This window comes from Selenomonas sp. ND2010, assembly GCF_000702005.1.
GTDB lineage: Bacteria > Bacillota > Negativicutes > Selenomonadales > Selenomonadaceae > Selenomonas_A.
Genome location: NZ_JNKI01000019.1, coordinates 17,675 through 40,200, shown reverse-complemented (window position 1 = coordinate 40,200; position 22,526 = coordinate 17,675). Strand labels below are relative to the sequence as shown.

Sequence of the window (22,526 nt, the reverse complement as noted above, 5' to 3'; positions counted from 1 at the left end):
TAGGGAATGTTAGCGGATACGAAAATGAAGTTTAGCAATGAAGATCTTGAAAAAACAATTGAGAATGTTCGTGTCGTTTTTGAAAATTCGGCGGTGTCGAAGCGTGACTGTTTAAAAATCTGTTTGCTGCTGGAAGAAGCTATGCTTCGCTGTCAGCAGCATTTTGGCAGTGAGCATAAATACAGTCTTAAAATCCAAAAGTGGTTTGGGGTGCCGAAAGTCATCATAAGGATAAAGGGAGAGCCCTTCGATCCGTTCTATACGGATGATGAGGACGAGGAAATCCTGTCGGCGGATATCTTAAAAGGGCTGATGAGTTACGAACATGCGGAAACGGTCTATGCTTACCGGAATGGCTGCAATGAGATCAGCACGTATGCCAGGAAAGAGTGGAAGCCCGTAAAAATACCGGGAGGCTCCATCACGATCGCGGCGCTGCTGGCCGTGGTGTGTGCTGCTATCCATGCTATGCTGCCTGCGGGATGGCAGACCGCTATCCTGCAGGATGCGGTCGAGCCGTTGCTAAAGACCTTGATGGGGCTGATCGTTGCCGTTACGGGGCCCTTTGTCTTCCTATCCATTGTGAATGGCATCTGCCTGATGGAAGATGTAGCTACCTTCAGCAGCGTAGGGCTTCGGGTCATACGCCGCTTTTTTGCTGTGATGCTGCTGATGGCCCTGTTTGCGGCGGCTGTATGCCAGCTGTTTTTTCCTGTCCTGGCCCTTAGCGGAGGAAGCCAGCTGGCGCCTGCTGAGTTGATCCGGCTTCTGCTGGGCATTTTGCCGCATAATCTGGTGGCGCCGTTCGTGGAAGGGAATATCCTGCAAATCGTTTGCATCGCTATCCTGACAGGCATCAGTGTCCTTACCTTGACCAACGTGATTCCGAACGTGAAAACCCTCATCGATGAGTTGAATAAGCTGATTTTCAAGATGATGGATATCGTGTCCAAGGTCATTTATGCCGCAATTTTCCTGAACGTGTTCAAGGTAATCGCAGGCAGCAGCCTGGATACGATTTTTGCCGTGTGGCGAATCATTGCCGCCAATTATGTATTCTGCACAGGCTTTGGTTTGCTCATGCTCCTGCACATTGCCTATAAATACAAGCTGAACATAGGGGCGTTCCTGCGTAAGGGAGCCAAGGTATTCCTGATTTCTTTTTCCACCGCCAGCAATACGGCGGCCATGTCAGCGAATATGATTTTTGCCAAAGAAGAGTTGAAGATCGAGGGCAAGTTTTGTGATTTTTGGCTGCCCCTGTCCCATGCGATGTTTTCCCCTTCGGCAGCGGCGGCGTTGGTGGCCGGCGTATTTTATACGGCCTACAATGCCCGGCTGGAGCTCTCCTTGTTCTCTTTGGTCATAACTATTATCCTGGCTTTGCAGCTGAGCATTGCCACGCCGCCGGTACCTGGCGGCATTATGGCCATATATGCCATTATCTTTAACCAGCTGGCGCTGCCATTGGACTCTATCGGCATGCTGATGGTTTCGGCTGTTTTTGTGGTGAATATATCCTCGGTTATGTCGATGCTGATACGGGACTGTGAATTGCTGGACATTGCCGGGGAAATCGGGAAAAGAAGGTAAATCGGTAAAGGAGAAGTTATGGTTAGGGGCGATTTCTTGCGGATATTACGAAATATGGTGTGCGGACAGGCAAGCATCCGGGGGAGACTGTTGCGCTTGTTGGTTGCAAGCAGCCTGCTGTCGGCGCTGGTGTTTGCCGGACTATCCTTTTATGGCATTACGTTTGTCAGCCGTGATATAGCGGATATGGGAAACCAGCTCTCAGAGTCAGGGGCTGAGTATACGAAGCAGTATATCAACAAGACCAGCAAGGATACGTTAGCTGGTCTTGTTAAGGCGGAAGCCGGTTATCTCGATCATGAGATGGCCAAGCTGCAGCATGATGTGCGTATCTTGTCCGATGCTTTGACATGGATACAGTGTCATCCAGACCATTATCTTCCGGGAAGTATCCCTGACCCGCATAATGGCAAAGTTCCGCCGACCGTGCCTTGTGTCATTTATAGTCCCGATGTGCGCCAGCGTGGCATCGAAACGGTACAGCGGGAAGTGGCGCTTACGGCCAATATCTCGGGAACGCTTGCCCCGATGGAAAAAACGTATGGCGATTCCAGTTATTCGGCAACGTATTGTGGCAGCAAATATGGTTTTTTGATTTGCAGCAGTGTGTTCCCCGGCGATGCGTACAGTCCGATGTCGGACGATCCGGCACTGGATTATGATCCGCGGATTCGTCCCTGGTATGAAAATGCCATCAAAGCCAATAAAGCGGTGTTTTCCTTGCCCTATCGTACGATTTTGACAGAGGAGCATAACAATGTCGAGGTAATAAGCTGCTCGGCGCCTTATTACGATGCGGACGGGATTGCCGGCGTAGCCAGTCTGGATATGGCGACCGAACCGTTGCGGGGGTACCTTCGCGATAGTGTCATAGGGGAAAAGGGCATGAATTTTATCATGTCAGATACCGGCAGGGTCGTTTTCTCCACTGTGCAGGAAGGTGTGCTGGCAGAGAGCGATGCGCCCAAGGATCTGCGGGATAGTGATGTGCCGGAGCTGGCCCAGGCGGCAAGGCAGATGGCCGAGGGCGAAAGCGGCATGATGCCTGTCGAGATAGACGGCGGGAAGTATATGCTGGCTTTTTCTCCGATATCCATCATGGGGTGGAGCCTGGGCATCCTGGTATCGCAGGATGATATGACATCTTCTATTCAGGAAAGCCAGAATTATTTTATGGGGCAGATGGATCAGTTCAAGGCGGATTTGCAGAATGAGTACTTGTTCCTGCTGAAGATGTCCCTGCTGGTACTTTTTATCATGATTGCCATTATGTTTTTCCTGTCGGAACGGCTGTCAGACCGATTCGTCAAGCCCATCCGGCAGATGGCCGAGGGCGTGCGGGAGATTGCCGGCGGGAATCTCGATAAGAAACTGGATATCAAGACTGGCGATGAGATCGAGCATTTGGCCGTCTGCTTCAATGCCATGACGGAGGATCTGAAAGCGTATATCGACAACCTGTCCCAGGTAATGGCAGAGCGGGAGAAAGCGGCAGCCGAGCTTTCCGTAGCGAAAAATATCCAGCTGGGAGCACTGCCGCAGGAATTCCTGACGGGCTGCCAGGAATTCCAAATCTACGCTTCGATGGATGCTGCCAAGGGCGTAGGCGGTGATTTTTACGATTTTTACCAGACGGATGAAAAGCATCTGGTCATCACTATCGCGGATGTGTCCGGCAAGGGAATCCCGGCGGCGCTGTTCATGATGCGTGCCAAAACCGCGCTGAAAAATCTGGTGTTGATGGCAAAGGACCCCGATGATTTTGCTGCCGTCATGATGCTGGCCAATCAAGAGCTTTGCCGTGAAAACGAGGAAATGATGTTCGTCACGGTCTTTCTCGCCCAGCTCAATCTGGCAACAGGGGAACTGATCTACGTCAATGGCGGGCACAATCCGCCCTTGGTGCAGGAAAAGGGGCGGTTCCGCTATCTGCGGGATAAAAAGAAACACGCCATGCTGGGCGTGAATGAGGAGGAAGTGTATGAGTCGCACCATCTTGTCCTGCAGCCGGGTGAGATGATTTTCCTCTATACGGATGGCGTGACGGAGGCCATGAATGAGGCCGGAGATATGTATTCGGAGGACCGCCTCCGGGCAACGCTGAACGGACAGGGGGAAAAAGATGTAAGAAAAATCCTCGCCGCTGTGCGCAAAGATGTGGGCGCGTATGCGGGCGAGGCGGAGCAATCCGATGATATTACCATGCTGGGATTGAAGTATTGTGGTTATAAATAAGCCAAACGGAGGGATGTCATTTTATATAGACAAGCAGTTTCGCTGCGGTCCAGCCGAGCAGGAAGCCGGTGATGAGGCCGCAGGGGCCGAGGATAGGCAGGTAAAGGAACAAGTGAGGACTGCCGATGATAAGGCTGGCTGTTATCAGCTGTCCGATGTGATGGCAAAAGCCGCCGGCACAGCTTACGCCTATGGGGGAGAAGCGGCCGCTTTTTTGGAGAAGGAGCATAGCGGCAAAACTCATGAGGCCGCCAGAAAGACTATAAAGGAAAATCGTCGGGCCGCCGCCGAGTAGTGAGGACAGCGCGATGCGCAGGGTCAGCATGATTGCTGCGTCCTGCCAGCGTGGCAGCGTGTAGAGGGCGATGAGGGTTATGAGATTGGCCAGTCCTAGTTTTGCTCCCGGCGCCAGGAATGGCAGGGGGATAAGTCCTTCAAGCAGGAACAACGCCAGGGATTGACCAGTAAGCAGCGCCAGGTAGACAAGTTTTTTGGTTGGATTCATAAGACCTCCTGATTAGCGCATGGGAATGAGGTCTGCCTCGGGCTGTTCGCCCTTTACTTCGATAAGCAGTTTATGGGGCAGGCAGGCGATGATGTCACCGGGCTTTTGGGCGGGGCCTTGCAGGATACAGAGCCTATCGGGGCAGTCGGCTTCGGTCACGGCGATGGTGTCATCTTCGACTACGATGGTGTTGCTATGACCGTCGTGGCTGATGACAAAGGTATCGCGGCCGGTGTGACCGGATAGGGGGATGCGGCGGCTTAGTTTTCCGTCGATGGTGATATCGGCATAGACCCGGGCCTGTTTTTGACTGGTCAAAAACAGCAATGGCATAAGCGATATAAATAATAGTAGGATTATGAGCAGGATATCCGCTCTATTTAGCATTTTCTTCATATTTTCTATTATAGACTTTCCCAAGTTAGTTTGCTATACTTTACAATTGTATAATGTTATCGATAAAGGAGCGCGAGCAGTATGCCGAATCGTCCAGCCTGGGCCGAGGTAGATTTAGGGAAGCTATCCCAGAATTATGAAGAAATCAAGAAACAGTTGAAACCTGGTGTGAAGCTCTGTGCCGTGGTCAAGGCAGATGCCTATGGTCATGGTGCGGTGCCGGTGGCTCAGGTGGCGGTTCAGGCTGGCGCGTCTTATCTGGCGGTGGCAACGCTTTCCGAGGGTATTGAGCTGCGCCAGGCAGGATTTACGACGCCGATTCTGCTGTTGGGCCTCGTGATGCCGGAGGATGCTAAGGAAGTCGTGGATTACGACATCACCCAGGTGGTCTGTGAGCTGGAATTGGCCAAGGCGCTGTCGGCAGAGGCTTGCCGTCAGCACAAGACCGTCAAGGTTCACTTGAAGGTCGATACCGGCATGGGGCGCATCGGGGTGCGTCCAGAGGAAATCGGGGCATTGGCGGCAGAGATTGCGAAGCTGCCGGGCATTGAAATCGAGGGCATGTTCTCCCATTTTGCGATGGCCGATTGCAAGGACAAAGCTTATACGAAGATGCAGCTCGATAAGTTCCGTCAGGCAATTGCCGAAGTGGAAAAACAGGGCGTGAAGCTTGCCATCCGTCATATTGCCGAGTCGGCAGCTATCCTGGAGATTCCCAAGGCGCATTTTGATATGGTTCGTGCCGGTGTTATCCAATATGGTCTTTGGCCGTCGAAGGAAGTCACGCATCCGATTGAATTGCAGCCACTGATGAAATTACAGGCAAAAGTCGTTTGGCTGAAAACCCTGCACAAGGGGGAGAGCATCGGCTATGGGCGTGCCTTTGTCGCAGAGCGCGAGTGCCGCATTGCAACGCTGCCGATTGGTTATGCTGACGGCTATATCCGCGCCTACAGCCCGCAGGCGTATGTCGAGATTCATGGACAGCGGGCGAAACTTGCCGGCCGCGTCTGCATGGACCAGGTCATGGTGGATGTGACGGATATTCCCGAGGTGAAAATCGGCGATGTGGCGACGCTGTTTGGCAGTGAGACGCTTACGATTGACGATGCAGCCGCTTGGCTCGGGACGATAAATTATGAGGTGCCCTGCCTGATTTCCCCGCGGGTGCCGCGCGTATATGTGAAATAAAAAAGCCGCTGACTCATGGAGTCAGCGGTATTTTTATTGGCGCAGTTATTCGGCAACCTGTCGTTTCCAATACTCCAGATCCGGAGCGTTGAGGGGCAGGTCGATGGTCTGGCCGTTGTCGTAGTAGAAGCGGAAGCGGACGCTGTCGGCCTTGCGGATGGCAGGCAGGCTGGCCCGTGGCAGTTCTACGAACAGTTTGTTTTCGTTCTGATAGGGATGGTCTTTGCTCGTACCAGCCGGTTCCTGTTTGACGGCGGCCTTCATTTCCCAGGCATCGCCGTCGGTGTAGAGGATGGCCTCCGGTTTGAGTTTTGAGCTGTCATAGCGCCAATCCCAGATGGTCAGTACGGCGCCTTCCAAGGAGCCCGTTTCGGTGCGGGAGCTTTGGAAATCGATGCGGCAGTAGGAGGAGAGGCTGTCGGCACTGCGGTGGTCAAGGCTCCAGACAAAGGAGAGACCAAAGACGCCGAGCAGCATCAGGCCGATGCCGCCGAAGAATAGAAGCTTTTTCAGCGAAAAAAACATAATAAATGGCTACCCTTTCGGAAAAGATTACTCGATGATTTCATCAAAGGCTTTATGCAGGGCGGCCTGCTGTTCCTTGTTGATGGTGATTTTGCCGTGCAACAGGCTGATGAGACCCGCTTCCTTGAGCTTCGTGACGCCACGGTTGACGGTTTTGACGCTGGTGCCGATGTCGTCGGCAATCTGCTGACGGCTCGTGTGCAGGATGAACATATCCGTTTCGATGGTTCCCAGACGTTTTATGAGATAGCTGTGGAGGCGTTCGAGGCTGGGCAGGAATTTGACGCGGCCGGCCTCGTTGGAGGTCGGATACATCTTGGCAGCTAACAGCTGGGCGACAGCGAGCGCAAATTCGTTGTCGGTGCGCATCCACAGCAGGAAGGTTTCGGCGCTCATGGCCAGCACTTCGCAGGTGGTGACGGCCTCGTTGGAAGCGGCATAGGCTTCCTGTCCGGCCAGGACTTCGAGGTCGCCAATCAAATCGGGGACTTCAAGGGAAGCGAAGGTATAGCGCTGACCGCTGGCAAATTCGTTGCTGACGCGGGTGCTGCCACGGGTCAAAAGATAGACGTGGTCGGCGCGTTCGCCCTTGCGGACAACCGATTCACCCGGCAGAAAAACCTTATGAGTCGTCTGGCGTTTGATGCCTTCTGGCATATGGTCAAGCATATATTCAAGCTTCATAGCAAGTTCCTTTCTATACATTGTTATCTTCACTATTATATAATATTTTTGGCATTAGGCAAATACTGACCAATTCGGCGCCAAGAATATTCAGAATAATAACAAATGAAAATTTTTAGGACATTAAAGACAAATGTCCTTTTTTATTGTTTTCCGAATGTGTAAACTAGGTAATGGAATCAAGTGATACAAAACAGGAAGGAGAACGCGCCCCATGAAAAAATTATTTGACGGCGCATTACAGCAGCGGAAGAGTCTGCAGCGCGAAGTGATTGCGGGCATCACAGCCTTCTTTGCGATTTCCTATATTATTATCGTCAATCCGATGATACTGGCCGATGCAGGGATTCCTGCGGAGCTTTCGGTCTTTGCGACGATTTTTTCGTCGGTTATCGGTTGCTTGCTCATGGCATTCTGGTCGAATGCACCGATTGTGCTGACCCCGGGCATGGGCATCAACGCGTTCTTTACCTATACGATTTGCGTCAATATGGGGCTTCATTGGCATGAGGCGATTGCCATCTCCCTCATATCGGGACTTATCTTCGTGTTTGTGGCTTGTACTAAGTGGTGTACGCGTCTCAGTCAGGCGGTACCGGGGTCGCTGAAATCGGCGATTACGGCTGGCATCGGTCTGTATCTGGTGGAGATCGGTCTGGAAAAGGCCCAGCTCATCCAGCGGGGAGCGAATTCCATGGTGGAGCTTGGCAGCCTGACGAATCCCGTGGCGTTGTTGGCGCTGTTCGGACTCGTGCTGAGTTTGCTGCTTTATTTCCGCAAGGTCATGGGCGGCTTCTTTATTGCCATTCTCGTGACGAGTGTGGTGGGCTACTTCGTGGGAATCCGCGATGCGGCACCGATGGATTTGAATTTTGCAAATCTCGCTCTCTACCCTCAGCTTTTGTTGAAGGCAGATTTCAGTAATATGACGAGCATACCGTTTTTACTGTCGGTATTCTCGATGTCCATGATCATGATTTTTGAGACCATGGGCCTGCTGGAAGGAATTCTTCCGGACCAGCGTAAATTCAAAAAAACCTTCGAGGGATCGGCGTTTACGACGATGTTCTCGGGGTTGTTGGGTACCAGTCCGACGGTAGCCGCTGCGGAAAGCGCAGCCGGCATCGCCAGCGGCGGCCGCACGGGTCTTATGGCTCTCACGGCAGCTGTACTGTTTGCCCTATCTCTTTTCTTTATCCCTCTTCTTTCATTTGTGCCCCAGGCTGCGATTGCACCGGTTATTATCATTACGGGTGCGATGATGATGCAGCAGCTCCAGTATGTGGAATTCAACGATTTCTCGGAATGGTTCCCCGCCTTTCTGGTTGTCGTGCTGATTCCTTGGTCCGGTAGTATTTCTACTGGTCTCGCCTTTGGGTTTACGGCATATCCCCTGCTGAAACTCATGAATGGGCGACGGCAGGAAGTTCACGTACTGGGGTACGGGCTTGGCTTTCTTTTCCTCTTGAACCTTGTTTTCCAGGCAGGGTTCTAATAAAGAATTTACATAAAGCTTTTGATAAAAGGCTTCGGATGATTCCCTACAAAGTCATCCGAAGCCTTTTGTCATGCATTTTTTGCTCGCGGCGATGTAAAATTAGTCGCCGGTGGAAAACGGTAAGAGGAAGTTTTACCTATGGCAAAACTGGCACATTGGCGGTATAATGGTAGTAGCTATACACTAAAGTTTCGTGCAAAGAAGGCGATATTGTGGATGAAAAACCAGTGATGCTGATTGTTGATGATGTAGAAATCAACCGGGTTGTGCTGGCCCAGTTTTTTCAGGATGAATACACCATCATTGAGGCAGTAAATGGGCAGGAAGCCCTGAAGGTTATCGAGAGCCAATCCGTGAGCATTGTACTGGTTGATCTGGTCATGCCGGTCATGGATGGCTTTGAAGTGTTGTCGTATATTAAACATCATGACCAGTATGCACAGATCCCTGTTATAGTCATGACGGCCCGCAGCGATGGCTCCAGCGAGGCACGGGCCATGGAAATGGGGGCTGCCGATTATATCGTGAAACCGTACAATCCTACGATTGTGCGCTGTCGTGTCAAGAATGTCATGGCGCGCCAGGAGAACGAATGGCGCAAAGTGGAACAGGTGGCTAAGGATCAGCAGCTGGCGCTTATGCATGGCTATATCGAGAAAGATTCGCTGACTGGAATCTACAACCGGGAAACCTTCTACCGCAAGGCGGCGGCTTTGATGCAGGCCAATCGCGGTGTTTCGTATAATATCGTGTATCTCGATATCAGCAGCTTTAAGGCAATCAATGATATGTTCCGCATCGATACGGGAAATCTGGTCCTCAAAACGGCGGCGGTGTATTTCCAGGTAGTGGCTGGGGATACGGGAATCTGCGGCCGCATCGAAGCAGATCATTTTGCCCTTTGCCTGCCGGCTTCCCAGGTGGATATGGATGGCATCATGGAAGGTCTCGACCGCACGATTGCCTCACTGGGAATCAGCCATAATATCGTTTTTCATGCGGGGGTATATCCGGTGGATAATGCCTTCCTGCCCATTGACCAGATGTGCGGCCGGGCCTATATGGCGCTTAGCCGCATCAAGGGCGATTATAAGGCGCGGTATGCTTATTACGACCAAGGTATGCGGGATCTGATGATTGAGGAGCAGATGATTGTCCGCGATATGGAGTTTGCGCTGGTGGGGCGTCAGTTCTGCATCTATCTGCAGCCAGTCTGCAATATCAAAACCAACGAAATCGTTTCGGTGGAGGCCTTGGCGCGCTGGAATCATCCGCATAACGGCCTCATTTCGCCAGCGCGGTTTATCCCGGTGTTTGAGCGCAGCGGCTTTATCGGCCGGCTGGACCGGTTCATCTGGGAGGAGGCCTGCCGGTTCTTGAGTCTCCAGCGGGAGCGCGGCGGCAAGGTGGTGCCGGTAGCGGTCAATGTGTCCCGGCTGGATTTCTACAACTTAGGGTTGTTGGATTTCCTGCAGGGGTTGCTGAAAAAATACGAATTGGAGCCTTGGATGCTCAGGCTTGAGGTAACAGAAAGTGCCTATACGGACAATCCACAGCAGATGATTGAAATGGTCGGAAAGCTGCGGGCAAGTGGGTTCGTGGTTATCATGGATGATTTCGGTCAGGGGTATTCCTCGCTGAATCTGCTAAAAGATCTCGCCGTCGATGCGCTGAAAATCGATATGTCTTTGCTTCAGGAAGTCGAGCGTTCCGAGCGGGCAGGGGTCATCATGGAAACGGTGGTGGCCATGGCCAAGAAGCTGGATATGGATATCATTGTGGAAGGCGTCGAGACGAAAGACCAGGTGGAATATCTCGCTGGTATCGGCTGCGAGACGATACAGGGGTATTATTTCTCGCGTCCGCTTCCTGAGGCTGATTTTTTGGTGCGGATGCTTCGTGAGCAGGCGGCAGAATAAAGGAGAATTTTTTTGAATCACAATATCGGAGCTTTTATCTTTGATATGGATGGTGTCATCATCGACAGTGAACCCATCCATTCCCGCGTTAAGATGGATACGTTTCGTCATTTCGGACTTCCCTTTGACGAGGCGGACCTCATTCATTATATGGGACGTACCAGTGGCGAAATGTTCCAAGAGGTCATCGATAGCGCTGGGCGCAGGGACCTCACGCCAGAGGAACTGACGGACTACAAGCATAAGCACTATCTGGAAGTGCTCAAAAGCGGCGAAATCGAGCCGGTCAAGGGCACGGTGGAACTCATAAAGGAGCTTTATGCGGCAGGGATTCCGATTGCCCTGGCAACTTCGTCGTGGCCAGTGGTGGTGGATGCCGTGCTGGATGGATTTGGCATTCGGCCGTATTTTAGGTCCGTGCTGTCCGGCAGTGAGCTGCCCGCCAGCAAACCGGACCCGGCAATCTACCAGATAACGGCCCAGCGCCTAGGCGTAAGTCCGGCAGACTGCGTCGTGCTGGAGGATACGCGAAATGGCATCCTGGCGGCCAAAGGAGCCGGCATGTACTGCATCGCCTATCGCAACCCGAATTCGGGAAAGCAGGATTTAAGCCTTGCCGACCGCATTGTGGAAGATATCGCTGAAATAAAACTTGATACGTTATAACTCGGAATCTACCTCGTTGAAACGCCAAGAGGAAGTTTTGCGTGTAGCAAAACTAGAACACCGACGTTAAAATAAAAAACTGTCATTATGAGTATGCTTTAACTCGTAATGACAGTTTTTGCTTTATAAAATGATAGGATTTGAGTTCGTATATTGCTGCGACGATGGATTACACGATAGCGAAGCTTTCGATGGCGCCATACTGGATGAATGGCGTGGCATCGGTGGGGTCGCCTTCTAGGATTGCCTGACGAACAACTTCCACGTTGTCCTCGGCGATGTGGATGCGGCCTTCGGCTTGTTCTTCCTCTACCTTGGTCAGCAGTGCTTTACGGGCGACTTTGAGATCACGGTAGATTTCCTGATTGTAGAACACATTCATGGATTTCTGGCTTTTATCTTCATCGCAGTTGAAGAAGATAAAGGCTTTTTTCTCTTTCATATAGAATCCCCCTTTTCAGCCAAATACTTTCGGAAAGTTTTTGGATATGCTGACATTATATCACAATTTTTGCCGAATGATAACTCGGAAGGTTAAGGGTGTGTAAAATTGTATAATAAGATGAAACAAGACCATACAAAGGGTTTGACAAATAAAAATGAATAGAGTAAAGTAACAATTGTACAGAATTGTTTATAATTGTTTGAAATAAACAGCAATTCAAAAACTGAAGTCCTGGAGGGATATGTCATGGCTATGATCAAAAAAGAAGCATTCGGCAAACTCAGTGATGGACGGGCAGTGGAGCTTTACACGCTGCGCAATACGAAGGGCACCGAAGCCAAGATAACGACGTATGGGGCACGGCTGGTGAGCTGGCGCGTCATGGGACCGCAGGCGAAATTCGTCGATGTGGTGCTAGGGTATGCCGATGCGGCAGCTTATGAGAAGGACGATACCAGCATGGGCGGCATTGTTGGGCGTCATGCCAATCGCATTGCCGGTGGTAAGGTCGTTTTGAATGGCAAGGAGTACCAGCTCGATCTCAATACGGGTTCTAAGATGCAGAATCATATCCATGGAGGCTTTCAAGGGTTTCATGACCAGCTGTGGACGGCGGAAGAAGTCTATGAGGGCGTCAAGCTGACCTATCATGCCAAGGATGGCGAGGGCGGCTACCCTGGCAATATGACGGTGTCGGTGCTTTATTCCCTGTCGAACGACAACGAGCTTTCTATTAGCTATGAAGCAACCTGTGATCAGGACACGATTTGCAATTTGACGAATCATACCTATTTTAATCTCGATGGCTTTGAATCGCCGTCGATTTTGGACCAGAAGATACAGCTTTTTGCCGACACCTATACCTGGGCTGATGAAGAATCCCTGCCCGATGGGCGCATCATGGAGGTGGCGGGAACGCCGATGGACCTGCGCCAGCCTACGCGAATCGGTGCGCATATCGATGATGATTTTGACGAACTCCAGATGGGCAAGGGCTATGACCACAATTGGATTATCCGCGACGAGAAGCCGGTGGTGGAGATGAAGCCGGGAATGTTCGGCTATGATCCGCATTGCCCGCTGGATTATCTGAAGGGCGGCCTCAAGAAAGCGGCTTATGCCGAGTCGGATAAGACCGGTCTCACGTTGACGTGCTATACGACTCAGCCAGGGGTTCAGTTCTATACGGGCAATTTCCTTTGCGGCGGCATCAAGGGGAAAAATGGCGTGGAGTTCCCCCGTCGCTCGGGGTTCTGCCTCGAGACGCAGTTCTATCCCAACTCGCCGGCCAATCCTTCATTCCCCCAGCCAGTCCTCAAGAAGGGGGAGACTTTTAAGGCGCAGACCGTATATGTCCTTTGGCCGAAAGATTAAGGGGTGGCGAAGATGCAAGGAAGATACACGATGACGTTTCCTGATTATACCATCGGGGTGGAAGCGTATGAAAAAATCCGTGAGGTGTGCCCACGCTATGGCAAGACCGTGGTCGTAATCGGCGGCCGCAAGGGCATCGAGGCGGCGCAGGAGAAAATGACTAAGGCCGTAGAAGGTGTTGGCCTGGAATTTACGGGCTTTTTGCTGGCGGGGAAGGAATCCTCCTATGAGAATGTGGAGAAAATCTGCAATGACCAGGCTTTTATCGATGCGGATATGATTTTTGCCGTGGGTGGCGGCAAGGCCATTGATACGGCCAAGCAGGCGGCGCATACGCAGCACAAGCCTTTCTTTACGTTCCCCACGGTGGCCGGGAGCTGTGCGGCGGCGGATAGCATCGCCACCATCTACAACGAAGATGGAACCTTCCGGGAGTATGCCTATTCCAATGAGCCGCCGGTTCATGTGTTCCTCTGCACCAGAATGCTGGCGCAGGCACCGGTGGAGTTTTTGCTGCGGGGCATCAGCGACACGATGGCCAAATACTATGAGGCACAGATTGCCTCCCGCGGCAAGACACTGGGGCATCGGGATGGCATGGGAATCGCCCTTTCCCGAATGTGCTTGGACCCGCTCTATGCCTATGGAGAACAAGCGGTGGCTGACAATAAGGCCCATAAAGCTACGGCGGCCTTTGAGGAAGTGGTGCTCTCTATTGTCATGACCAGTGGCATGGTGTCAAATTTTGCGGCACCAGAATATAACGGTCATATAGCCCACACGTTGTTTACGGAACTTACGAATATTTCGGCAGGCGAGAATGGCTGCGAAAAGCACAGCGGTCTGGCTGCTTATGGTATTTTGCTGTTGCTGTTGTGTGATGGCCAGCAGGAGGAGTTTTCGCGTTTTTATGAATTCTGCAGGAAAATCGGACTGCCGACCAGCCGCCAGGATATCTGTGCCAGTGAGGAGGATATCCGCCGGGTGTTCAAGGCGACCGAGGCCAAGCAGGAAGTGGGCATTATGCCGTATAAAATCACCCAGGATATGTTGCACGTTGCCGCAGACAAACTGGAACAGATGAGAACGGAATAAGGAGAACCAGCTTTAGGGGGTAAGACTATGAATATCCATGAGTATCAAAGCAAAGCAATCCTCAAATCCTATGGGGTTAACGTACCTAATGGAATGCCGGCATTCAGCGTGGAGGAGGCAGTGGAAAATGCCAAACAGCTGAGTACTCCGGTGGTGGTAGTCAAGGCGCAGATTCATGCTGGCGGCCGTGGCAAGGCTGGTGGCGTGAAGATTGCCAAAAACCTCGAAGAGGTCAAACAGTACGCCGGGGAAATCCTCGGGAAAACGCTGGTAACGAAACAGACGGGCCCTGAGGGCAAGAAGGTAAACCGCCTGCTTATCGAGGAAGGTTCGAACATCAAGAAGGAATACTACCTCTCCTTTGTCATTGATCGCCAGACGGCGCGTGTTGTCATGATGGGCTCGGAAGAGGGCGGCATGGAAATCGAGAAGGTGGCGGCGGAGATGCCAGATAAGATTTTCAAGGAGTACATTGACCCCGCGGTGGGGCTGATGCCGTTCCAGGCCAGCCGCATGGCTTATGCGATGCACTTCCCCCAGCCGGCAATCCGCAAGGTGACAAAACTTATGGGCTGTCTCTATCAGGCTTTTGTCGGCAAAGATTGCAGTCTGGCGGAAATCAATCCGCTGGTGGTGACTGCTGATGATGATGTCGTCGCGCTCGATGCCAAGCTCAATTTTGATGACAGTGCGCTTTTCCGACATCCCGATGTGGAGGCCCTGCGGGATGAAAGCGAGGAGGATGCCAAGGAGCGCCGGGCAGCAGAAGCGGGCCTCAACTACGTCAACCTGGGCGGCGATGTAGCCTGCATGGTAAACGGCGCAGGCCTGGCCATGGCTACGGTGGATATCATCAAATACTATGGCGGTGAGCCAGCCAACTTCCTGGATGTCGGCGGTGATAGCACGCCGGAAAAGATTGCCGAGGCCTTTAATATCATGCTCGAAGGCGGTCAGGCCAAGGGAATTTTCGTCAATATCTTTGGCGGCATTAACAAGTGCGACCTCGTAGCTGAGGGCATTGTGGAAGCGGCGAAGATTATCTCGCCGGATGGCAAGAGCCTGCCAGTGCCGGTAGTCGTTCGCTTGGAAGGAACGAATGTCGAGCGTGGCCGCGAAATCCTGAAGAACACGCCGATTAAAAATGTCATCATGGCGCCTACTATGGAGGGTGGCGCTGAGGAGATTGTCAGATTGGTAAAAGAAGCGGAGGCGTGAATCATGGGCGTTTTGGTCAATAAAGATACGAAGGTAATCGTTCAGGGAATTACGGGCAAGGCCGCAGCGTTCCATACGAAACAGATGCTGGATTACGGGACGAAGATTGTCGCTGGGGTTACGCCGGGCAAGGCGGGTCAGCAGGTTGAGGGCGTTCCGGTGTTCAATACGGTCAAAGAGGCAGTGGCGGTAACTGGGGCAACGGCATCGGTTATCTATGTGCCGGCACGGTTTGCGGCCGATTCTATCATGGAGGCCGTTGACGCCGGGCTGGATCTGGCCGTCTGCATAACGGAGCATATTCCCGTGCAGGATATGGTAAAGGTTCGCCGCTATATGGAAGGCAAAAAGACGCGCCTTATCGGCCCTAACTGCCCCGGAATCCTTACGGCGGACGAGGCAAAGCTGGGCATTATCCCTGGCTATATTTACAAAAAAGGCCATGTAGGGGTTATTTCCCGGTCGGGAACGCTTACGTATGAGGCATCGTTCCAGCTTACGGCTGCAGGAATCGGGCAGACTACGGCTATTGGTATTGGCGGCGACCCGGTAAAGGGAACGGACTTTATCGATGCCCTGAAGCTCTTTAAGGATGATCCGGACACCAAAGCTGTGCTTATGATTGGCGAAATCGGCGGCACGGCAGAGGAGGATGCCGCGAAGTGGATTCAGGAAAATATGCCGGATAAACCGGTGGCGGCGTTTATTTCAGGGCGTCAGGCGCCTCCGGGCAAACGCATGGGGCATGCGGGCGCAATCATCAGTGGCGGCAAGGGAACCGCTGCCGATAAAATCAAGGCGCTCAATGCCGTTGGCATCGAGGTGGCTGATACGGTGGCTCATATTGGGGAAACCGTGGTAGCGACGCTGAAAAAAGCGGGCATTTATGAGGAATGCCATACGTGCTGAAAGAATAGTTAGTGGGGAATAGAAGCCTCCATAAGTTAGAGGGATTTCTCTAACTTATGGAGGCTTCTATGAATTTATCCACGAATTTTTTACAAATTACAGTTTGTAGGTTACAAGAATCTTATTCGAAGCAATTCTTCGCCACCGCTAGGGGCAGTGCCAACACTACGCGGGAGATGTTTTTCTAAACGAAATTTTTATCTTTAATTAAGCATCGAAAAAGTTGCAAAACGCGCTTCGCTTGAACGGTAGCAATTTTTCGACGAATGGTGAGGATAAAAATTTCGTTCTTCACGAAAAACATCAAACGCTTCGTTTATGGCACTGCCCCTAGCGGTGGCTGAGTCTGTGGCAAGTTTCGCAGGGCTACCCTCCGAGGGCGCAGCAATTCGTGCCGGCTCTAACCGAGGCGGCGGGGGCCCCAGTACCATAAGCGGAGCCTTGACGTTCCGCGTGAAGCAAGAAATTTTTGCCTGCGTTCTCGTTGGAAAAGCAGTTTCGTCCAAGCGAAGCGCGTTTAACTGTTTTCCAACTCTTAATTAAAAGGCAAAAATTTCTTGTAGCGGGTTGTCACCGGTGGAGCGTTGGTACTGGGGCCCCCGCCGCCGGCGACTTATCTCGAACACGAACTGGGTACTACTCCCCTGCAAACGGTAATTTTACAGCCCTTTGTGGTGCGATTTTTTAGGTATGGCCGCTGGCTAGTTCGGCGGCTTCTTGGTAGAGGGTTATGATGTCGGCGTGATGTTGTTTGAGGTAGGTCACCGCTTGTTTTTGTTGGTTTGGCGTGGCGCCGTCGGCTAGGTAGTCTTTGGCGGCCTGTTCCTGTGCCTTGGCTTTTTCGTTGAGGGAGCGGCAGCCGATGGTTAGTGCCGCGGATTTCAGTGCATGGATGTTGATGCGGTAGTCCTGCCAGTTGGCCGTGGATAGGTCGTGGTCAAGCTGGGCGATTTTGGTGGCGGCTTGCTCGCTGAACATAGCCAGTACTTTGTCGTATAAGACCTGCATGTTGTTGCAGTATTTTAATCCGACTTGGCGGTCAATCAGTGGCTGATCGTCGGTGCTCGGGGCGGCTGGAGGGCTTTTTTCGTCTGGTGCCAGTGGCAAAGAGTCGCTAGGTGGTTCTTCCAGCAGGGCAGGCGGCAGATAACGATGCAGCATAGCGGTCAGTTCATCGCCGGTCATGGGCTTGCTTAGATAGTTGTCAAAGCCTTCTTGCAGGAATTTTTCCCGTGAACCGGAGATAGCGGTAGCTGTCAGAGCGATGAAATGCGTGCTTTCGCTGTCTGGGAGTTCTTTGGCCCGGTGCAGGGTTTCGACTCCGTCCATTCCCGGCATCATGTAGTCGAGCAATACGACATCAAAGTGCTGCTCCTGCAGGGCTTTTAGCGCTTCGGTGCCGCTGTGGGCGATGACGGTCTGCACCTGTGTTTCCTGCAGCAGGCTGTCGGCGACGAAGCAGTTCATATCGTTGTCGTCGACGATGAGCACCCGAGCTTGGGGGGCAATGAAGCTGGTTCGATGAAGTTTGTCATCCGCTGATTCGGTTGGTGCTGTCAGACTGAATACACCGACTGGGTCAAAGGAATGAACCTCTTGCGGAAGTTCAATCGTAAAGGTACTGCCTTTTCCGTAGGTGCTGGTAACCTTTATGGTACCGCCCATCATGGTCAGCAGACGGTGGGTGATGGCAAGACCGAGTCCGGTGCCCTCAATCTTGCAGTTTCGTTTGATGTCGAGGCGTTCGAAGACGTGAAACAGGCGATTTTTATCTTCTTCGCGGATACCGATGCCGGTATCGGTTATGGCGGCGCGCAGATAGAGCGTGCTTTCGTGGCGATGGCCGCTGATGTCGAGGGTGACGGAACCCGCCGGGGTGTATTTGATGGCGTTGTTGAGGAGGTTTATGAGGATTTGGCGCAGGCGGCCGGCGTCCCCGTAGAGGCCGTTGGGCAGATAAGGATCAACGTGGATTTTGAATTGCAGATCTTTGGCCTGGGCGCGTACGCCGACTAATGTGCAGACTTCACGCAGGGTATTGGTCAGCTGATAATCGGCGGGGACGATTTCCATATGGCCGGATTCGATTTTGGAAAAATCGAGGATTTCGTTGATGAGGCTTAAGAGCGCACTGGAGGCCGATTGGATATTGCGGGCGTAATGCTGGATTTCTCCCGAGGAGGCCTGGCGCAGAATCATTTCGTTCATGCCGCTGATGGCATTCAGCGGGGTGCGGATTTCGTGACTCATGTTGGCGAGAAATTGGCTCTTGGCCTGGTTGGCGGCATCCGCGGCGGCGCGGGCTTTGCGCAGTTCTTCGTTTTCGGCTACGCGCGTCTGGGCCATTAACAGGTAAATGCTCAGGCAGGCGAACAGTACGAGCATCAGCGTGAATAGGAAGAAGACGCGTTGGTAAACGCTGATGATTTGTCCGGCAACCGCGGACCAGGGCATATAGCCAATCATCGAAAAGTCGGTTTGTGGCAGGTCGGCACCAAAGACGAAGTATTTTCCCTCAGCGCCTTCGGTATAGACAGCGGCAGCTTTGCTGCGCAAAAGGCGCCGGTGGACTTCCTGCATGCCGGCCTGGATGGCATCGTCGCCCCAGAAACGGGCATCTTCGGTGGAGTAGTTTTCGTAGGGGACGGCCAGACTGCCGTCATGGTATTGGATAATGACATGGGTAAAGGCGTCATAGTCCGAGAGGGCAAACAGGTGTGGCAGGGAGTCCGTCGGATAGATTTGATAGAGAACATAGCGGACGTTATCGTCATAGATGACTGGCGTGGCGAGCAGAATGCCGATGTCAGGATTGTAGTCGATGACCGTGTTGCCATGGAAGGCCAGCTGCAGGCGTGGAAAGGAATCGCTGGATACGGGACGGCCCAGCGTGTGGCGCTGGAAGTCGATTAGGCCGGCCTGTCCTTCAGGCGTCTGCATGGTCAGCATGCGGAGGACCTCTTGTTTATCCCCTTCGTGGGCACTAAGATGCGTGGCTGCAGTCTGCAGCGGGGTCAGGAAGCGGCGGAAGCGCTCGCCGGCCAGCAGGGAGATGTCTTCGGTCTGCCGGGCTACGGAGTGTTCGGCGGCAGTGTTTAGCAGGATGACGATTTTTTGCTGGATGAAGATTCCTGACAGCACGAGCAGCAGCACCATCATCACGATGGTCAAAAGCATTTTTTTGCGGTTATTCAAGGACGTCTACCCCCTTTACCAGCCAGTCCATATGTTGGAGCAGACGGTCGTCGCGGATGGATTCATCGGCACGGCAGCGCAGGTTTCCTTGCTGGTCGTGGATTTCGCCGGCAAAGACAAAATGGCCGGCAAGCATGGATTGTTTGAGTTGGGCAAGTCGATCTTTCTCAGCAGTGGTGACGGCCGCCGAGAAGCCGCATAACTCGACGAAGCCGGCTTCCATGCCCACCCATTGTTTGTCTACGTAGTTTAATTCGCCTTTCAGATAGCGGCGGATGATATCCTCGTAGTAGCGGTCCCAATTGCAGACCACGGAGGTAAGGGCGTGGTCAGAGCGCCAGGGATGCTTGCCGAGGTCTTCGTAATAGCCGATGTAGTCGATGCCGAGTTCTTCGGCGACATCGGCAGCGGCTGGCTCATCCTGATGATAGGTTAGAATATCGGCCCCGGCTTCCTGTATCAGCCGGCGGGCTTCTGCGGCTTCTTTTTCTTCATCCTGCCAGCTGCCGGTCCACATGACGACGACACGGGCGTTGGGGTTGGTTTGTTGCACGCCAAGGGCGAAGGCGTTGATGCCGCGGTTGACTTCGGAGTTCTGCATCGCGGCAACATAGCCGATGACATTGCTTTTTGTGCGCAGGCCGGCCAGGGCACCGGCCAGGTAGCGCCCTTGATACATGCGGATGAAATAAGAGGTCATATTGCGCGCGTGGCATTCGGCCGAGTTGGTGCCAAAGGCTATTTGCGGATATTCGTGCACGAATTGCCGGGCTTCTTCCGAATAGGAATAACTGGCCAGAAAAATCATGCCGGCGCCGTCATTGGCCAGTTCTTGGACGGCTTTGGTGCAGGCGCCTTTATTGGTGATTCGCTCTTTGGTCAGCAGTTCGATGTGCATCTTGTCGCAGGCTCGGCGGATGCCGCGGTACTGAGGCGCATTCCAGCCTTCTTCGTCGATGCCTCCGAGCAGGATGATGCCGGCTTTGGGTTGAGGCTGGTCAAAGGTGCTGCTGGAAAAAATCCAGCAGGCACCCGCCAGGACAATCAGGATGAAGCTGATGATGAGCGTGGTTCCCCATTGGGATAAACTGCGCGATGGTTTTTCCTTCATGGCCGTCCCTCCTGAAGCTCGTAGTGGGTATCTTCGTCAATCATTTGCAGCATGATGTCGTCAAATTCCGGGTCAAGTTGTGTGCCACGGGCTTTTATTATTTCCTGCCGGACCACTGCTTGGGGCAGAATGTCACGGTAGCTTCGCTTGGAAGTCATCGCGTCGTAGGTATCTGCCACGGCGATGATGCGGACTTTTTCGGGAATCTGCGTACCGGCGAGCCCGTCGGGATAGCCGGTGCCGTCGTAGCGTTCGTGATGGCTGCGGGATGCTCCGGATAGTTCGGGCATTTCGGCTACATGCGCGAGAATATCGCCGCCGATTACCGTATGTTGCTGAATCGCGGCGTATTCGTCATCGGTGAGTTTTCCCTTTTTGTTGATGAGACTGGAGGGGATGCCGATTTTGCCGATGTCGTGCAGCTGGGCCATGTAGTAGACAGATCGCTGGTATTCGGCGGATTTTCCTGCCCGGCGGGCGATTTCCTGCGCGTATTCCGCTACGCGATGGGAATGTCCGTGGGTGTAGGTGTCTTTGGCATCGATGGTGTCCGCCAAGGTTTCAATCATTTCCCGAAACAGGCGCTGCGTGGATGCCAGCTGGGCTTGGGCGAGGGCTGTCTGTCGGTCGATTTCCTGCTGCATGTGATGCTGCAGGGCCTTTAGTTCCAGCGTCCGTTCGATGCGCCGCAGGATGAGTGTGGGGATAAAGGGTTTATGAACGAAATCGAAGGCCCCTGCCTGAATGCCACGAACCTCAGTTTCCTGGTCGAGGTCGCCGGTGAGCATGATGACAGGGATTTCTTTTGTCTGTGGGTTTTGCTGCAGGGCAGCGAGGACTTCGAAGCCGTTCATCTCGGGCATATTGATATCGAGCAGGACAAGGTCCACGGCCTGTCCGTCCGGTTCAGTCAGCAGGGTTAGTGCCTCGGGACCGCTGGTGGCGGCGGTAAAGTCATAATCGGTGCTTAAAATGGCGTCGAGCATCATCCGGTTCATGGAATCGTCATCGACAGCCAGTATGTGGTGACGGTTGACCGGCGAAACGTTCATAAAAACCTCCTTTAGCTACTGCATAAATCCTTTCAGTTTAATTTTAGCGAAACGGATGATTAAAATCTATGCGGGTGCCAAAAGTGGCAGATTTTTGCCAAAAGTGGTAATTTTGGCTGGCCGCGAGGGAAAAATCCTGTATAATGAAATCATAGAGGTGATTTTCTGATTTTTTGTGGGGGATTATTGTGAAAATTGCTATTGTCGATGATGAGGCTGAGGCTCGTAAGGAGTTGCAGCTGGTGCTGCACAGTTGTGGGCTGGAACTGGTGGAGCAGGCGGAGCTGTATCCCTTTGCCAGTGGCGAAGAATTTCTGGCAGGCTTTCGGCCGGATTCGTTTCAGCTGGTGTTTCTCGATATCCGTATGCAGGGGATAAACGGTATCGAGACGGCCCGGTTGATCCGAAAGCAGGCAGCCCAGCTGCCAATCGTTTTTTTGACCAGCAGCGCCGATTACGCCTTGGAGGGCTATCAGGTGTTTCCGGCTGGTTATTTGCTGAAACCCGTCGGAAAGGTGAGGGCGCAGCTTTTGGATATTTTGCAGCGGTGTTTGCCGGAGGCTTCGTCCGTGTTGACCGTTCAGCTGAACGGCCGTGCGCTGCAGATCGCGAGGGCACGCATTGCCTATGTCGACGTCAAGGGGAATCGCCGGGTCGGCGGCCGCCGGGGCTGCGTTGTCCATTTGTTGACAGGCAGGGAGCTGGCGGTGGATAGCTCTTATCCGGAGGTGGCTGCTGCGCTGCGCTCCGCGGATTTTGTGGAATGTTATAATCATCTGCTGGTCCATTTTGCCGCTGTGGAACAATTGCTGGCAGATGGGTTTGAATTGAAGAATGGGGAGCGGGTGCCAATAAGCCGACGGCTTTACCGCGAGACATCACATGACTACATGGAGTATCTGCTCAGAAAGTGAG

General features: G+C 52.8%; 19 protein-coding genes. 11 read left to right on the top strand and 8 right to left on the bottom strand.

Going from position 1 to position 22,526, the window contains the following annotated elements:
* The first annotated feature begins 6 nt into the window (after nt 1-6).
* Together T504_RS0108420 and T504_RS13880 are read left to right on the top strand one after the other, a co-directional pair.
* A complete protein-coding gene (locus T504_RS0108420) occupies nt 7-1,593 on the top strand; it encodes a dicarboxylate/amino acid:cation symporter (RefSeq protein ID WP_033170633.1) in 1,587 nt (528 codons plus the stop codon).
* A gap of 96 nt (nt 1,594-1,689) precedes the next feature.
* Nucleotides 1,690-3,828 (top strand): SpoIIE family protein phosphatase, encoded by a 2,139-nt coding sequence (locus tag T504_RS13880; protein WP_051635279.1) that lies wholly within the window; start codon nt 1,690-1,692, stop codon nt 3,826-3,828.
* A 16-nt stretch (nt 3,829-3,844) separates the two neighbouring features.
* Here the strand turns inward: T504_RS13880 and T504_RS0108410 are convergent, their stop codons facing one another.
* Together T504_RS0108410 and T504_RS0108405 are read right to left on the bottom strand one after the other, a co-directional pair.
* Nucleotides 3,845-4,333 (bottom strand): Gx transporter family protein, encoded by a 489-nt coding sequence (locus T504_RS0108410; RefSeq protein WP_033170632.1) that lies wholly within the window; start codon nt 4,331-4,333, stop codon nt 3,845-3,847.
* A 12-nt stretch (nt 4,334-4,345) separates the two neighbouring features.
* The gene (locus T504_RS0108405) at nt 4,346-4,720 is read right to left on the bottom strand and encodes a NusG domain II-containing protein (protein WP_173663719.1); all 375 of its coding nucleotides are present in this window, start codon (nt 4,718-4,720) and stop codon (nt 4,346-4,348) included.
* A gap of 90 nt (nt 4,721-4,810) precedes the next feature.
* Here T504_RS0108405 and alr point away from each other — a divergent pair, with 90 nt between their 5' ends.
* A complete protein-coding gene (alr, locus tag T504_RS0108400; protein WP_033170630.1) occupies nt 4,811-5,920 on the top strand; it encodes an alanine racemase in 1,110 nt (369 codons plus the stop codon).
* 45 nt (nt 5,921-5,965) lie between these two features.
* Here alr and T504_RS0108395 read toward each other — a convergent pair whose 3' ends face one another.
* On the bottom strand, nt 5,966-6,445 hold the full coding sequence (locus T504_RS0108395; RefSeq protein WP_033170629.1) for a hypothetical protein: 480 nt from the start codon (nt 6,443-6,445) through the stop codon (nt 5,966-5,968).
* Nucleotides 6,446-6,472: 27 nt separating this feature from the next.
* Nucleotides 6,473-7,129: a Crp/Fnr family transcriptional regulator gene (locus T504_RS0108390; protein WP_033170628.1), complete on the bottom strand. Its 657-nt coding sequence runs from the start codon at nt 7,127-7,129 to the stop codon at nt 6,473-6,475.
* 214 nt (nt 7,130-7,343) lie between these two features.
* On the opposite strand from T504_RS0108390, the gene T504_RS0108385 reads away from it, so the two are divergent.
* The 3 genes from T504_RS0108385 (at nt 7,344) to T504_RS0108375 (ending at nt 11,212) form a co-directional block, all read left to right on the top strand.
* A complete protein-coding gene (locus T504_RS0108385) occupies nt 7,344-8,624 on the top strand; it encodes an NCS2 family permease (RefSeq protein WP_033170627.1) in 1,281 nt (426 codons plus the stop codon).
* 215 nt (nt 8,625-8,839) lie between these two features.
* Nucleotides 8,840-10,546 carry a two-component system response regulator gene (locus T504_RS0108380; RefSeq protein ID WP_033170626.1) on the top strand — a complete coding sequence of 569 codons (1,707 nt, stop codon included), beginning with the start codon at nt 8,840-8,842 and terminating at the stop codon, nt 10,544-10,546.
* A gap of 12 nt (nt 10,547-10,558) precedes the next feature.
* Nucleotides 10,559-11,212, top strand: coding sequence for an HAD family hydrolase (locus T504_RS0108375; RefSeq protein ID WP_255327121.1), 654 nt, complete (start codon nt 10,559-10,561; stop codon nt 11,210-11,212).
* Nucleotides 11,213-11,381: 169 nt separating this feature from the next.
* On the opposite strand, the gene T504_RS0108370 is transcribed toward T504_RS0108375, so the two are convergent.
* Nucleotides 11,382-11,654, bottom strand: a complete 273-nt coding sequence (locus T504_RS0108370) for a hypothetical protein (RefSeq protein WP_033170625.1) — start codon at nt 11,652-11,654, stop codon at nt 11,382-11,384.
* 249 nt (nt 11,655-11,903) lie between these two features.
* Here T504_RS0108370 and T504_RS0108365 point away from each other — a divergent pair, with 249 nt between their 5' ends.
* The 4 genes from T504_RS0108365 to sucD are packed head-to-tail and all read left to right on the top strand — an operon-like array spanning nt 11,904 to nt 16,253.
* Nucleotides 11,904-13,031, top strand: coding sequence for an aldose epimerase family protein (locus tag T504_RS0108365; protein ID WP_033170624.1), 1,128 nt, complete (start codon nt 11,904-11,906; stop codon nt 13,029-13,031).
* Between the two features lie 30 nt (nt 13,032-13,061).
* Nucleotides 13,062-14,126 carry an iron-containing alcohol dehydrogenase family protein gene (locus T504_RS0108360; protein ID WP_231473883.1) on the top strand — a complete coding sequence of 355 codons (1,065 nt, stop codon included), beginning with the start codon at nt 13,062-13,064 and terminating at the stop codon, nt 14,124-14,126.
* A gap of 27 nt (nt 14,127-14,153) precedes the next feature.
* The gene (sucC, locus tag T504_RS0108355) at nt 14,154-15,344 is read left to right on the top strand and encodes an ADP-forming succinate--CoA ligase subunit beta (RefSeq protein ID WP_033170622.1); all 1,191 of its coding nucleotides are present in this window, start codon (nt 14,154-14,156) and stop codon (nt 15,342-15,344) included.
* A gap of 3 nt (nt 15,345-15,347) precedes the next feature.
* Nucleotides 15,348-16,253 (top strand): succinate--CoA ligase subunit alpha, encoded by a 906-nt coding sequence (gene sucD, locus T504_RS0108350; protein WP_033170621.1) that lies wholly within the window; start codon nt 15,348-15,350, stop codon nt 16,251-16,253.
* Between the two features lie 684 nt (nt 16,254-16,937).
* Here sucD and T504_RS13875 read toward each other — a convergent pair.
* The 3 genes from T504_RS13875 to T504_RS0108335 are packed head-to-tail and all read right to left on the bottom strand — an operon-like array spanning nt 16,938 to nt 21,611.
* On the bottom strand, nt 16,938-19,448 hold the full coding sequence (locus T504_RS13875; RefSeq protein WP_051635278.1) for an ATP-binding protein: 2,511 nt from the start codon (nt 19,446-19,448) through the stop codon (nt 16,938-16,940).
* A complete protein-coding gene (locus T504_RS0108340; protein WP_051635277.1) occupies nt 19,441-20,559 on the bottom strand; it encodes a BMP family ABC transporter substrate-binding protein in 1,119 nt (372 codons plus the stop codon). Before T504_RS0108340 ends, T504_RS13875 begins: the two co-directional genes overlap by 8 nt.
* Nucleotides 20,556-21,611, bottom strand: coding sequence for an HD domain-containing phosphohydrolase (locus T504_RS0108335; RefSeq protein WP_033170620.1), 1,056 nt, complete (start codon nt 21,609-21,611; stop codon nt 20,556-20,558). Before T504_RS0108335 ends, T504_RS0108340 begins: the two co-directional genes overlap by 4 nt.
* Before the next feature lie 188 nt (nt 21,612-21,799).
* On the opposite strand from T504_RS0108335, the gene T504_RS0108325 reads away from it, so the two are divergent.
* Complete coding sequence (locus T504_RS0108325; RefSeq protein WP_033170618.1) at nt 21,800-22,525, top strand: LytR/AlgR family response regulator transcription factor; 726 nt, start codon at nt 21,800-21,802, stop codon at nt 22,523-22,525.
* Nucleotide 22,526 lies beyond the last annotated feature (1 nt).

What these genes read in the sequence shown, in the direction of transcription:
- T504_RS0108420 (WP_033170633.1), top strand. Translation starts at nt 7, where the DNA reads ATGTTAGCGGATACGAAAATGAAGTTTAGCAATGAAGATCTTGAAAAA.
- T504_RS0108410 (WP_033170632.1), bottom strand. Translation starts at nt 4,333, where the DNA reads ATGAATCCAACCAAAAAACTTGTCTACCTGGCGCTGCTTACTGGTCAA.
- T504_RS0108405 (WP_173663719.1), bottom strand. Translation starts at nt 4,720, where the DNA reads ATGCTAAATAGAGCGGATATCCTGCTCATAATCCTACTATTATTTATA.
- alr (WP_033170630.1), top strand. Translation starts at nt 4,811, where the DNA reads ATGCCGAATCGTCCAGCCTGGGCCGAGGTAGATTTAGGGAAGCTATCC.
- T504_RS0108395 (WP_033170629.1), bottom strand. Translation starts at nt 6,445, where the DNA reads ATGTTTTTTTCGCTGAAAAAGCTTCTATTCTTCGGCGGCATCGGCCTG.
- T504_RS0108390 (WP_033170628.1), bottom strand. Translation starts at nt 7,129, where the DNA reads ATGAAGCTTGAATATATGCTTGACCATATGCCAGAAGGCATCAAACGC.
- T504_RS0108385 (WP_033170627.1), top strand. Translation starts at nt 7,344, where the DNA reads ATGAAAAAATTATTTGACGGCGCATTACAGCAGCGGAAGAGTCTGCAG.
- T504_RS0108370 (WP_033170625.1), bottom strand. Translation starts at nt 11,654, where the DNA reads ATGAAAGAGAAAAAAGCCTTTATCTTCTTCAACTGCGATGAAGATAAA.
- T504_RS0108365 (WP_033170624.1), top strand. Translation starts at nt 11,904, where the DNA reads ATGGCTATGATCAAAAAAGAAGCATTCGGCAAACTCAGTGATGGACGG.
- T504_RS0108360 (WP_231473883.1), top strand. Translation starts at nt 13,062, where the DNA reads ATGACGTTTCCTGATTATACCATCGGGGTGGAAGCGTATGAAAAAATC.
- sucC (WP_033170622.1), top strand. Translation starts at nt 14,154, where the DNA reads ATGAATATCCATGAGTATCAAAGCAAAGCAATCCTCAAATCCTATGGG.
- sucD (WP_033170621.1), top strand. Translation starts at nt 15,348, where the DNA reads ATGGGCGTTTTGGTCAATAAAGATACGAAGGTAATCGTTCAGGGAATT.
- T504_RS0108340 (WP_051635277.1), bottom strand. Translation starts at nt 20,559, where the DNA reads ATGAAGGAAAAACCATCGCGCAGTTTATCCCAATGGGGAACCACGCTC.
- T504_RS0108335 (WP_033170620.1), bottom strand. Translation starts at nt 21,611, where the DNA reads ATGAACGTTTCGCCGGTCAACCGTCACCACATACTGGCTGTCGATGAC.